This window comes from Pseudomonas sp. PA-5-4B, from assembly GCF_021606215.1.
In the GTDB taxonomy this organism is placed as follows: domain Bacteria; phylum Pseudomonadota; class Gammaproteobacteria; order Pseudomonadales; family Pseudomonadaceae; genus Aquipseudomonas; species Aquipseudomonas edaphica.
On sequence record NZ_WKDB01000003.1, the window covers coordinates 38,631 to 51,071 of the forward strand.

Below are 12,441 nucleotides of genomic sequence, written 5' to 3' on the forward strand. Positions count from 1 at the left end.
TTAAAGTTATTTATAAACAACGGTTTGTGCGGCCTGGCGCTAACACTAGCAAGTTATTGACACAGCCTTTGTATTATTTCGCTATAAGTCTGGGCACAAAGCCATCTCGGCGTCGCTGGGGCCAAAAAATCAGGCGCGACCGCCACACTCAATGCGCTTTCAAAACAGCCGCTTACATGACGCCAATCACGAAAAGTTGAAATTTCTTGATCTAAGATGTGACCCGTACCCTGCCATCGTGCATCAGTACAAGTAACTCACCGTCTGGCTCGCCCAACCGACGGTACTTAAATGACTGGGCATTTAGAGAGAAGACCCACATGAACGCCCCGCTCCGCATCAACGAAGCTCTTTTGATCGCAGACCGTGCCTTCCAGCCCTTTCAGTGCGTGGCCTGGCACGATGGCAACGGCGCCCTCAGCCTGAGCGTCATCGACCGTACCAATACCCGCATCGGCAGCAAACAGCTGTCTTCGAGTACTTATACCGACCCGGCTCAGTTGGAAGAATTGTTGTTGCAGGCACGTGCCGAGCTCGACAAAAACGGCTACCAGTTACAGTCATGGGTTATGCAGAAGTAAGACGCGGCAGTAACTTCCGATCATTGCATAACAATGATCGGAAGTTGAGCATCACAACGTAAGCGGCTTATCGCGGTACGAGAATAAAGCGCTCGATCGCTTCAGCTGCGCCGTCCTCGACATTGCTGCCGGTAACAACACTGGCTTGGCGCTTGACGGTCTCTTCCGCCTGCCCCATCGCAATCGACAAACCCGCCACTGCAAACATCGCCGGGTCATTGCCGCCGTCGCCGATAGCTGCCGTTTGCTCCATGCGCACACCAAGGTGCACGGCCAAGGTTTTCAAGGCCTCGCCCTTGTTGGCGAGCATGGCCGTGACATCCAGGTACACCGGCTGCGAGCGTGATACCTGCGCCAGGCCCTGCACCTTGGGCTGCAACTGCGCTTCCAGCTCCACCAATAACTGCGTGTTGTTGCTGGCAGCAACGATCTTGTCGACCCGGTCCAGGTACGGCTCAAAACTCTCCACCACCACCGGCCCGTAGCCCAAGCCATCGGCTTCACGCTGCATCATCGGCCCAGGCGGATCACGGCGCAGCCAATCGCCGTCAGCGAACACCCAGACTTCCACATCCGGTTCGGCCGAAAACAGCGCCAGTGTCACCAACGCCGCCTCTGCCGGCAGATGATGGGCAACCAGGATGCTGCCATCCGGGTTGATCAACGTGCCGCCATTAAAACCCGCGACCGGCACATCAATACCAAACGTTTCGATAAGGTGCAGCATGGCCTTGGGCGGCCGCCCGCTGGCCAGGCTGAAAAATACCCCGGCGTCACGCAACGCGCGGACAGTATCGGCAGTGCGCTGGCTAAGGCTATGGTCAGGATGCAACAAGGTCCCGTCTACATCACTGAGCACCAACTGGATGGGATGAATCGCTGCATCACTCATCCCAGGCTATGCCAGGTGCGACCATCGCGGGCCAGCAACTCGTCGGCGGCCGCGGGGCCGTCTTCTCCGGCCTTGTAAGCCTGAATCGCGTCATCCTGCTTCCAGGCATCCAGGAACGGCTGCACCGCACGCCAGCCATTTTCGATGTTGTCGGCGCGCTGGAACAAGGTCTGGTCGCCGGTCATGCAGTCGTAGATCAGGGTTTCATAGCCGGTCGACGGCTGCATTTCGAAGAAGTCCTTGTAGTCGAAACCCAACTCGATATTGGCCATTTCCAGGGCCGGCCCGGGTTTTTTGGCCAACAGGTCGAACCACATGCCTTCGTTTGGCTGGATCTGGATTTTAAGGTAGGTGGGCTTAAGCTCATCCACATCCGTGTCGCGGAACTGCGCATACGGCGCGTGCTTGAAGCAGATCACGATTTCGGTGTCACGGATGCTCATGCGCTTGCCAGTACGCAGGTAGAACGGCACGCCGACCCAACGCCAGTTGTCGATCATCACCTTGAGGGCGACAAACGTCTCAGTGCTGCTATCAGGCGCAACGTTGGCTTCTTCACGATAACCGGGCAACGACTTGCCGCCGATTTCGCCAGCGCTGTATTGGCCGCGTACCGAGTTGGCGCGCGCATCTTCCAACGACCACGGGCGGATCGCACCCACTACCTTGGCCTTTTCACCGCGCACCGCATCAGCGCCAAACGCCGCCGGCGGCTCCATGGCGACCATCGCCAGGAGCTGGAACAGGTGGTTGGGGACCATGTCGCGCAGGGTGCCGGTTTTCTCGAAGAAGTTACCCCGCGTTTCGACGCCCACGGTTTCCGCCGCAGTGATTTGCACGTGGTCGATGTAATGGTTGTTCCAGAACGCTTCGAACAGCACGTTGGAGAAACGGCTGATCAGGATGTTCTGCACCGTCTCCTTGCCCAGGTAATGGTCGATGCGATAGATCTGCTTCTCGCTCATCACCTTGAGCAGGCACGCGTTCAGCGCTTCGGCGGTGGCAAGGTCCGACCCGAAGGGTTTCTCGATCACCACACGACGGAAACCATCATCGGTTTCGTTGAGCAAGCCGGCACTGCCCAGGCGCTGCGCCACTTCACCGAAGAAGCGCGGTGCAGTCGCCAGGTAGAACACCGCGTTACCGGTGCCGCTGTCGGCGATCTTCTTGCCGATGTCGGCGTAGGTGCTGTCGTCGAGGAAATCGCCCTCGACGTAGCTGATGCCTTTGGCCAACTGCGCCCACAACGCGGGGTCCAGGGCGTTTTCGGCATTGCCCCGGACTTTGCTCGCGGCCTCGGTGCGAATGAAGTCCTCGAGTTTCTTGGCGAAGTCGGCGTCACTGATGGCGTTGTGATCAACGCCGACAATGCGCAGGCCGTCGCCCAGCAACCCGTCGCGACTCAGGTTGTACAGCGCCGGCATGAGCAGGCGCTTGACCAGGTCGCCATGGGCGCCAAACAGAAACAAGGTAGTGGGTGGAGCGGGTTCGGCCTTGGGTTTCTTGCCGTTAGCGGTCATTTTTTGGAAGTCTCCACATGGCCACCAAAGCCGAAGCGCATGGCAGACAGCATTTTGTCACCGTAGGTGCTCTGCTGACGGGAACGGAAACGGGCGAACAACGAGGTGGACAGCACCGGTACCGGCACGGCTTGCTCCATGGCGGCTTCGATGGTCCAGCGGCCTTCGCCACTGTCGGCCACGGAACCGGAGTAGCCATCGAGTTTCGGGTCGGTGGCCAATGCGTCGGCGGTCAGGTCCAGCAACCAGGACGAGACCACGCTGCCACGGCGCCAGACTTCGGCGATATCGGCAACATTGAGGTCGAAGCGCTCCTGCTCCGGCAGGCTCTCCGAGTTTTTCGTCTTGAGGATATCGAAGCCTTCAGCAAAGGCCTGCATCATCCCGTATTCGATGCCGTTGTGGATCATCTTCACGAAGTGCCCTGAACCGGCTGGGCCTGCGTGGATGTAACCGTGTTCGGCGCGGCTGTCGGCAGAGGCCGAACGGTCCTTGGTGCGCGGGATGCTGCCCAGGCCCGGTGCCAGGCTGGCGAAAATCGGGTCGAGGCGCTGCACGGTCTCGACGTCGCCGCCGATCATCATGCAGTAACCGCGCTCCAGGCCCCAGACGCCGCCGGAGGTGCCGACGTCAACGTAATGCAGGCCTTTTTCCGACAAGGCCTTGGCTCGGCGAATGTCATCTTTGTACATGGTGTTGCCGCCATCGATGATCACGTCACCGTCTTCGAGCAACTCACTGAGCGTATTAATGGTGTCTTCGGTGGGCGCGCCTGCCGGCAACATCACCCACACAGCGCGCGGCTTTTGCAGCCCGGCTACCAGGGCCTTCAGGTCGGCGACGCCGGTGGCGCCCTCCTCGCTCAGGCCTTTGACGAATGCTTCGTTACGGTCGTATACAACGGTGGTATGCCCATTGAGCATCAGGCGCCGCGCAATGTTACCGCCCATGCGGCCTAGTCCGATAATCCCCAGTTGCATGTGCTGATGCTCCTAACTACTAAATAAATGTGTGACATAGTTTATAGCGCAATGAGGCTAATGAGGGTTAGTCCAGAGCGGATCGGTGTAGTTTCATGACAAAAAAACGCCATCGTTTCAGCATCACCGCTGAAAAAGTCACAGCGACCACCAAAAATAAAAAAGTTCCATTGCCCCGAAAAAGAATTCAGAATTGCTTCCGACTGTTGCCAGAACCTCGATTGACGCGTTCCGGCACCGCGATCTACCGGCTATTTGCGAGGTAAGCAATGAGCACAGCACAGATGACCCGACCGCCACAGACCCTCTACGTGAGCGTGCGTCGCGATGAATTGCGCCAATTAAAAGAAGAACGCGATCAACTGCAGCAGGAGGTTCTGCGTCTGCGCGCACACCTTCAAGCACAGGTCAATCAGGCATCCGGCACCCAGCCTGCGCTTTGCTGAACCTGAGCTGAACAAAGCCTTCAGAAATAACTCACGAAGTTTTCACATCCTCCTCCCGATACTCCCGCCGAATAGGGCCACGCACACGCGGCGGCCCACTGTCGCGCGCATTCCTGCGCAGCGACTGAGCAATTATCGGGTTGGAGTACTGGATGGCGATGTTCAAACGCAGCACCAAGTCTGCGAAAGGCTTTGATTGGGCCGGTCTTGGCTGGTTGTTCCTGTTTTTCTGGTATTTCTCGGGTATTACCCAACTCCTGATCCAGCTGACCGGCACCTCCGGTTTCAGTGGTTTTCGCCAAGCCTTCTTCCTGAGCGCGTTCTGGCTCGCGCCGATGCTGCTGTTCCCAAAGCGCACGCGCTTGCTCGCGGGCTTGATCGGCGTGGTGCTGTGGGCGTGCTCGATGGCCAGCCTGGGTTATTTCTTCATTTACCAGCAGGAATTCTCGCAAAGCGTCATCTTCATCATGTTCGAGTCGAACATCTCTGAAGCCGGCGAATACGCGACCCAGTACTTCGCCTGGTGGATCGTGCTGGCATTCATCGCCCATACCGCAGTAGCCGTATTCCTGTGGACCCGCCTGCGCCCGGCTTACCTGCCGCGTGGCCAGGCGCTGCTGGCAGCCACCGCCATTGTGCTGGCCGTGATCGGTTACCCGCTGGTCAAGCAGATTGCAACCAACCCGACCATGGAACTGGCCATCGACGGTTTCGAAAGCCGTGTCGAACCGGCCGTGCCATGGCAGATGATCGTTGCCTACCGCCGCTACACCGAACAGCTCAACAGCATGCAGGGCATGCTCACCAGCGCCAGCAAGATCCCGCCCTTGAAGAACCTCAAGGACACCATGGCCGACCAGCCGTCGACCCTGGTGCTGGTAATCGGCGAATCCACCAACCGTCAGCGCATGAGCCTCTATGGCTACCCGCGCAACACCACGCCGGAACTGGACAAGCTGCGCGACCAATTGGCGGTGTTCGACAACGTCATTACTCCGCGGCCCTACACCATCGAAGCACTGCAGCAGGTGCTGACGTTTGCCGACGAAGAGAACCCGGACCTGTACCTGAAGACGCCCTCGATCGTCAGCGTGATGAAACAGGCCGGCTACAAGACCTACTGGATCACCAACCAGCAGACCATGACCAAGCGCAACACCATGCTCACCACCTTTTCCGAGCAGGCTGACGAGCAGGTGTACCTCAACAACAACCGCAACCAGAACGCCCGCCAATACGACGGCGACGTGCTGGCACCGTTCGCCAAGGCCCTGGCCGACCCCGCCGAGCGCAAGTTCATCGTGGTGCACCTGCTGGGCACTCACATGAGCTACCAGTACCGCTACCCGCCAACCTTCGACAAGTTCACCGATCGCCAGGGCGTACCGGCCGGCATCAGCGATGATCAGTTGCCGACCTACAACAGCTACGACAATGCGGTGCTGTACAACGATTTCGTGGTGTCGAGCCTGATCAAGGATTACGCCAAGACCGACCCGAACGGCTTTCTGCTGTACCTCTCGGACCACGGCGAAGATGTGTTCGACTCGGCCGGCCACAGTACCCTGGGCCGTAACGAAGGCAAACCGACGGCGCCGATGTACACCATCCCGTTCATGGCCTACGCCTCGCCGAAATGGCGCGAAACCCATGACTGGAGCTTTGCCAGCGATTTGCAGCGGCCTTACAGCAGCTCGCAGTTGATCCACACCTGGGCCGACCTGGCCGGGCTGAGCTTCGATGAATGGGACCGCAGCAAGAGCCTGGTGAACGACAGCTTCAAGCCACGCCCGTTGCTGATTGGTGACCCTTACATCGGCCAGAAAAAGGGTTTGATTGATTTCAGCCTGATCAAACCGAAGAAGTCGGACGCCTCTGAAGTGGTTGCTAAATAGTGTGAGCTTTGTAACAGAAAGATAACAATCATTCTCGTTAAAGCCTAAAGTTCCGCGCGCCCTTTCGTCTTTGAGCCAAGGCCTTCTCTTACTGAGAAGGCCGCAAAGACGACAAGGAGTCTGCCGCGATGTTCGCGCCCTTTACCCGTTCCATGACCCTCACCCTTGGCCTGTTCAGCGTCGCGCTGAGCCCGGACCTGCTGGCTGAAACCGACCCCGAGCCTGCCCCGCCACGCCCCTTTGAGCTGGGTGCCACCAGCATCACCGCCGAAGGCCTGGGCGCGACCACCGAACACACCGGGGCCTACACCACCGGCTCGATGAACACCGCCACCAAGCTGAACCTGTCGATCAAGGAAACCCCGCAATCGGTTTCGGTGATCACCCGTCAGCAGATGGATGACTTCAACCTCAATACCCTGACTGACGTGCTGCGCCAGACCACAGGCATAACGGTGCAACACCTGGACTCGGATCGGGTCGGCTACTCTTCTCGCGGATACTCGATCAGCAACTACCAGGTCGACGGCATGCTCAGCACCTACGGGCGCATGAAGCCGGATGCCGACACCATCATCTACGACCGCATCGAGGTGGTGCGCGGTGCCACCGGACTGACCACCGGCGCGGGTGACCCGTCGGCCACGGTCAACATGATCCGCAAGCGCCCGACCGCAGACTGGCAAGCCAAGGCCGGCGTCAGCGGCGCCAGCCATGACAACTACTACAGCTACGTTGATGTGGGCGGCCCCCTGGCGTTTGATGGGCGACTGCGTGGACGCACGGTACTGGCCTATCGCGACAGCCAGTCCTATCGCGACAATTACGCCATGCAACGGGAAGTCGGCTACGGCATCCTCGAAGGCGACCTGACCGACGACACGGTGGTCGCCGTAGGCTTGGACTATCAGAACAAACATGTGCAAGGCACCTCTTGGGGCACCCTGCCCTACTGGAACAGCGATGGCAGCAAGGCGCGACTGTCACGCTCCGCCAACATGGCTGCCGACTGGAGTTCCTGGCCACTCAAAGACAAGACCACCTTCGCCTCTATCGACCATAAACTGTCCGCTGACTGGCGCCTCAAGGCGGCCTACACCCATCGCCAGAGTGATACTGATGGCAAGGTGTACTACGGCGGCGCCGGCTACCCCAACCCGGATGGCAGCGGCATGAACGCCTGGACCAACCAGATGGTCGGTACATCGAAAATGGACGTGGTGGACTTCAACCTTGCCGGGACCTATTCATTGTTCGGCCGTGAACATGAGCTGATGGCAGGGTATGGCGAATCCGAGCAGCGAGACTCATCGCCGTTTCAGCGCTACAGCACACCCGAAGGTTATGAAGACATTCAGGACTGGCGGCACATGGGCGGTATCCCCAAGTTCCCCGACCGCACCACCGGCCTCAAAGGCGAACACAGCAGCAAAAAACAGAAAGCCGGTTACCTGGCAACGCGCCTGAGCCTCACCGACCAACTGCACGCTGTACTCGGCGGCCGCTATGGCAGTTGGGAAATCGAAAGCGTCTCGCCGCAGTACAACGACAATAACCAACTGACTCAATCGAGCAAAACTCGCCAGACCCACAACGATATGTGGACGCCGTATGCGGGGCTGCTCTACGACATCACCCCCGAGTACACCGTGTATGCCAGCTACACCGATATCTTCAACCCTCAGGATGAGCGCGATTCCAGCAAGAAGTACCTGGAGCCGGTGGTGGGCAGCAACTACGAAGTCGGGCTCAAGGGCAGCCTGCTCAATGAGCGCCTGAACCTGGCCACCGCGTACTTTTGGAGCACCCAGGATAACGTCGCCGAACTCGATAACAGCGCACCGCCGGATCCGGTCACGCGCGAGCAGTTCTACAAGTCGGGCGGCAAAGGCAACAAGGTCCAGGGCTTTGAGGTGGAAGCATCGGGCGAGGTCCTGCCAGACTGGAACCTGACAGCAGGCTACACCTACACCCACTCGGTCAATGGTGATAAACAGCGCAACAACACCGACCAGCCACTCAACCTGTTGAAACTATCGACGGCCTATCGCCTGCCGGGCCAATGGCGCGGGTTGACCGTAGGTGGCGCGGTTAACTGGCAGAGCGATTTCTACAAATTTGCCCCACGCCCTACCGGTGGCCGGGACAGTGACGGCCGGCTGATCACCGAAAGCACCAAGATCACCCAGCAGGCCTACACCGTGGTCAACCTGATGTCGCGCTATCAATTCGACGAACACGTTTCGGCGTCAGTTAACGTCAACAATCTATTTGATAAAAAATATTACGAACGCGTCGGTTTTTATAATGGCGTGTATTGGGGAGACCCACGCTCCATCACACTGGCACTGGATTGGCGGCTATAAACTGCATCCCCGAAGTTAACAAAAACGTTAACTTCGGGGCCGTTCCATGTTAATTCCCACTTAATAAGACAGCCCCATAGTCGCTCCATGAATCGGATCACGGAGCGATCGAACACCACTCACTCTTAATGGGAATACTGCCATGAAACTTTCGACCTTAATGCTTGCCGGCCTGATGAGCCTGACCTCCGTAGCCGCCTTCGCAGAGGGCGGTTCAGAGCGCTCGAAGGAGTTTTACAACAACTTCGCCTTCACCCAGCAGCAAATTCACGGCACCACGGACAAAACAGCACTGGCCGACGGCAAGTCTGTAAAGCCCGAACAAAACAGCGCTGAACAACAGCCTAACAGCTGATTTAATCTTTAGTTAATCTGCATGCCCCTATGCCAATCCGCTCCTTTGGCAAAGGTTAATTTGGCGCCATTTAATGGCGCCTTTTTTATGTTGCCTATATTAAGCGCAGTGATTAAAGCGGTTTGCTCCAGAAAAGCATACGGCCGTGGGCGGGGTCAAATATCGAATCATCAAAACCAAACTTGCGATAGGCCGCTTGCGCCACGTCATTGCCTTCGAGCACTTCCAGGGTGATCTTGCAGCAACCGCGCTGGCGGGCAATTTCCTCGACCTTGAGCAGCATTTTCTGGCTAAGCCCCAGGCCACGAAACTGATTCATCACCACCACATCGTGCACGTTGATCAGCGGGCGGCAGGCAAACGTCGAAAAACCTTCAAAGCAATTGATCAGACCCGCCGGCTCCCCGCCGACAAACGCCAGTACGCTGAACGCGTGGGGGCGCTTGGCCAGTTCGGCTGGCAGTTGCTGCAACAGATCGGCCGGCAAGGTGTGACCGCCACCCATCGGGTCTTCAGCGTAATGGTTAAGCACCAGGCCAATGGCTTCGGCATGCACGGGGTTGGTGTAGCTGGCTTGCAGCACCAGGATGTCTGGGGTGTCCATTTCCTTCCTCAATCACGACAACAAGGGAATCGGTTCCCTTTGAGGAGACAATTGTAAGCGGGGAGCCCGTCGCAGATGAAGGAGATTAGCTACAAATACCTGACGGAAATGACGAAGGTTGCGCCCACCAACAAGCACCACTGGCCTGGGATTTGTCCTAGGCGCCGAACCGCTGCAGTTGCATCTCTTGCAAACGACTCAAGGTGCGCCGGAACGCAAACTCCAGATAACCCTCGGTGTAAAGACTTGCCAACGGCACCTGGGCCTCGATAAACAGTGGCACCTTGCGGTCGTAGCACTCATCCACCAGCGCGATGAAGCGCCGCACACTGTCATCGTGTACCGACAATTCAGGCAACTCACGGTCACCGGCCATTACTCGCTGAACACCATCTTCGGTGCCACGGGCAATCCGTCCCGGACGTTTTTGTGCGCTCAGGTTGGGCACTTCACCCAGCAGGATCGCCTTGTAGCGATCGCACAGCAGCATAAAGTCCATCGCTGCCAAGGGTTGCTCGCACAAATCGGCGTACCGGCACCAGAGCACCGTGTCGCTGGACTGCACCGCCACTATCGAACGGTACCCGACGCTGACCACGCCGCTGCCGGTCACCCGGCCTTCGCTTAACTGTTTGAACAGTGTGGCGAGCGCTTGTGGCTGATTGACCCAATAGCGCTGCAGCCCCACACCTGGATGCAAACGGTGATCTTCACCACCGTCCACTGCCACCACGTGCATATGTTGCTTGAGCGCCTCAATACCCGGCAAGAATCGCTCGCGGTTGAAGCCGCCTGCGTACAGCTCGTCCGGTGGTTGGTTGGAGGTGCAGACCATGACCACGCCCTCCTCGAACATCACCTGGAACAGCCGGCCGAGAATGATCGCATCACCGATGTCGCTGACGAACAGTTCGTCGAAACACAACACGCGCACGTCCTGGCTGAGTTCGCGCGCCAAAGCCTGCAAGGGGTCATGGATGCCACTGAGCTGGAAAGATCGCTTATGCACCCAGCCCATGAAGTGATGAAAATGCTGGCGCCGCGCAGGTACACGCAAGCTGTGATAGAACTGATCCATCAGCCAGGTCTTGCCCCGGCCCACTGGCCCCCACAGGTAAACCCCGGGAATCGGCAAGCGGCCGTGGTGCAAGGCCTCAAAGCAGGTTTGCAGGGCTTGCACCGCCCGGCACTGGGCGTCGTCGGGCACGAAGCCTTGCTGGGCGATGGCGTATTGGTAGGCGGCAAGCGGCGAGTCGAAAGTCATGCGTGCCAGTATGACTTACAGCGAGATATCCAGCCGTGAAATCTTGCCCTGTTCGTTCAGGCGGAAGGTATACCGCAGCTCCAAAGGGCTACCGGGGAAATTGCCGGAGACCCTGTTGCTGACCAATACCTTGCCGGTGCGATGCTGCACGTTGATCACTTCAACACGAGGCTGATAGCGACGCCCGGTGTCTTCAACCCAGCGGGCAATGGCTGTCGGACCAACTTGATGATCGCCTTCATCGAATACGTTGGCATCATCGGCAAAGCACTGGGCAATGGCTGAGGTGTCGCCGGTATTGGTCGCGGTTATGTAGGCTGCAATGGCGGGGGCTAACGCTGGAAAAGACATGGCACAGCTCCTTTTTAGTGATTTATGGCGCCATGCTAAGCCAGCCCTGTGTCAGTTTTTGTCAGGAGTGAACGATCCTGAATCATTGTGTTCCATCAACTTGCGCCAGCCGCGCAGCAGGTCGCTGCGCCGGCCAGGGTAACGCTCACCTCGGGCGTCAGCTGCGGCCACCCGGTCGGTGCGAAACGTACGGTAAGCGCCACGCAACTCGCACCAGGCCACGATCACACGGACCTCATTGAGAAACCCCAATGCCAACGGCCAGATCAACCGCTGGCTCTGGGTTTGGCTGGCGTCTGCGTAATCGATATGCAGCTTGGCCTGGTTGCGAATCGCCTCACGAAACACATTCAGCGGTACGCGATTTTCCGGGTAGCCAAACCCCGGCGGCCCCGGCAGCAGCGTGGGGTTACGCAAGGCTTCCTGCGCAACCGGGTCGAGCACATCGGCAATTTTTGCCAAGGCATTAGCCGCCGCACGACTGAGCACGTCGTCGCCGCGCTGGTCCACATAGCGTAACCCCAGCACGATGGCTTCAGTTTCCTCGGCGTTGAGCATCAATGGCGGCAAAAACAGCCCGCTGCGCAACACATAACCCACCCCCGCCTCACCAAAAATCGGCGCGCCGAGTGCCGTCAGCTCAGCGATATCGCGGTACAGCGTGCGCTCGGAGACTTCCAACTGCGCAGCCAGTACGGCCGCGGTCACCGGGCGCTTCTTGCCCCGCAGGGCCTGCAACAAGGTGAGTAAACGAGTGGTACGCGACACTTGGACCCCGCCGAAAAAGGAAAAAGTGCCGCAGCTTAGCAGAGCGTCCTGTCAGAAAATGTCAGCAGCAAAAAAGACCCTTGACCGAATAAATTACAAAACTCGGCAACAACCGCAAGAACATGGTGCGGGCGGTCGAAGAAAGCCTCAAACGCTTGAACACCGATCACATCGACCTGCTCTGGGCGCACATGAGCGACAACGTCACGCCGATGGAAGAGATACTGCGCAGCTTCGATGACTTGGTGCGCGCCGGCAAGATCCACTATGCCGGCCTGTCGAACGAGCAAGTGGCCCGCCTGGACACTGCCGGCGCAATTCCATTGGGCGTTCCCCACGGGATTATCTCGGAGCGCTTCGCGCTCGACCACGGCGCAGACACACCGCGCCCACCGGTTATTTGAGACGAAAAAAAACGG

Annotated in this window: 12 protein-coding genes and 1 pseudogene; 6 read left to right on the plus strand and 7 right to left on the minus strand. The window is 58.4% G+C overall.

Features of this window, described 5'->3' with window-relative positions:
• Positions 1-320 precede the first annotated feature (320 nt).
• Entirely contained in the window at positions 321-581 is a 261-nt protein-coding gene (locus GIW28_RS03035) for a hypothetical protein (protein WP_017138124.1), read from the plus strand.
• A gap of 67 nt (positions 582-648) precedes the next feature.
• Here GIW28_RS03035 and GIW28_RS03040 read toward each other — a convergent pair whose 3' ends face one another.
• The 3 genes from GIW28_RS03040 to gnd are packed head-to-tail and all read right to left on the minus strand — an operon-like array spanning position 649 to position 3,973.
• On the minus strand, positions 649-1,473 hold the full coding sequence (locus GIW28_RS03040) for a Cof-type HAD-IIB family hydrolase (RefSeq protein WP_017138123.1): 825 nt from the start codon (positions 1,471-1,473) through the stop codon (positions 649-651).
• Positions 1,470-2,993, minus strand: a complete 1,524-nt coding sequence (zwf, locus tag GIW28_RS03045) for a glucose-6-phosphate dehydrogenase (RefSeq protein ID WP_017138122.1) — start codon at positions 2,991-2,993, stop codon at positions 1,470-1,472. Before zwf ends, GIW28_RS03040 begins: the two co-directional genes overlap by 4 nt.
• Positions 2,990-3,973, minus strand: coding sequence for a phosphogluconate dehydrogenase (NAD(+)-dependent, decarboxylating) (gene gnd / locus GIW28_RS03050; protein WP_170039664.1), 984 nt, complete (start codon positions 3,971-3,973; stop codon positions 2,990-2,992). The genes zwf and gnd overlap by 4 nt, the downstream gene beginning before the upstream one ends.
• 269 nt (positions 3,974-4,242) lie before the next feature.
• On the opposite strand from gnd, the gene GIW28_RS03055 reads away from it, so the two are divergent.
• The 4 genes from GIW28_RS03055 to GIW28_RS03070 all read left to right on the plus strand — a co-directional run bounded on the left by GIW28_RS03055 (position 4,243) and on the right by GIW28_RS03070 (position 9,035).
• Entirely contained in the window at positions 4,243-4,419 is a 177-nt protein-coding gene (locus GIW28_RS03055) for a DUF6026 family protein (RefSeq protein ID WP_256349299.1), read from the plus strand.
• A gap of 152 nt (positions 4,420-4,571) precedes the next feature.
• Positions 4,572-6,314: a phosphoethanolamine transferase CptA gene (locus tag GIW28_RS03060; protein WP_236446795.1), complete on the plus strand. Its 1,743-nt coding sequence runs from the start codon at positions 4,572-4,574 to the stop codon at positions 6,312-6,314.
• A gap of 128 nt (positions 6,315-6,442) precedes the next feature.
• Positions 6,443-8,680 (plus strand): TonB-dependent siderophore receptor, encoded by a 2,238-nt coding sequence (locus GIW28_RS03065; RefSeq protein WP_236446792.1) that lies wholly within the window; start codon positions 6,443-6,445, stop codon positions 8,678-8,680.
• 142 nt (positions 8,681-8,822) lie between these two features.
• Entirely contained in the window at positions 8,823-9,035 is a 213-nt protein-coding gene (locus tag GIW28_RS03070; RefSeq protein ID WP_017138117.1) for a hypothetical protein, read from the plus strand.
• 112 nt (positions 9,036-9,147) lie between these two features.
• Here GIW28_RS03070 and GIW28_RS03075 read toward each other — a convergent pair whose 3' ends face one another.
• From GIW28_RS03075 to GIW28_RS03090, 4 genes are all read right to left on the minus strand, one after another.
• Positions 9,148-9,639: a GNAT family N-acetyltransferase gene (locus GIW28_RS03075; RefSeq protein WP_017138116.1), complete on the minus strand. Its 492-nt coding sequence runs from the start codon at positions 9,637-9,639 to the stop codon at positions 9,148-9,150.
• A 157-nt stretch (positions 9,640-9,796) separates the two neighbouring features.
• Positions 9,797-10,903 carry a cell division protein ZapE gene (gene zapE, locus GIW28_RS03080; protein WP_017138115.1) on the minus strand — a complete coding sequence of 369 codons (1,107 nt, stop codon included), beginning with the start codon at positions 10,901-10,903 and terminating at the stop codon, positions 9,797-9,799.
• Positions 10,904-10,918: 15 nt separating this feature from the next.
• Positions 10,919-11,254 carry a nuclear transport factor 2 family protein gene (locus GIW28_RS03085; protein ID WP_017138114.1) on the minus strand — a complete coding sequence of 112 codons (336 nt, stop codon included), beginning with the start codon at positions 11,252-11,254 and terminating at the stop codon, positions 10,919-10,921.
• Positions 11,255-11,305: 51 nt separating this feature from the next.
• The gene (locus tag GIW28_RS03090; protein ID WP_138449587.1) at positions 11,306-12,022 is read right to left on the minus strand and encodes a helix-turn-helix transcriptional regulator; all 717 of its coding nucleotides are present in this window, start codon (positions 12,020-12,022) and stop codon (positions 11,306-11,308) included.
• A 92-nt stretch (positions 12,023-12,114) separates the two neighbouring features.
• Between GIW28_RS03090 and GIW28_RS03095 the strand changes: the two are divergent.
• Positions 12,115-12,327: pseudogene (locus tag GIW28_RS03095) on the plus strand (aldo/keto reductase); the annotation flags it as partial.
• Positions 12,328-12,441: the final 114 nt, after the last annotated feature.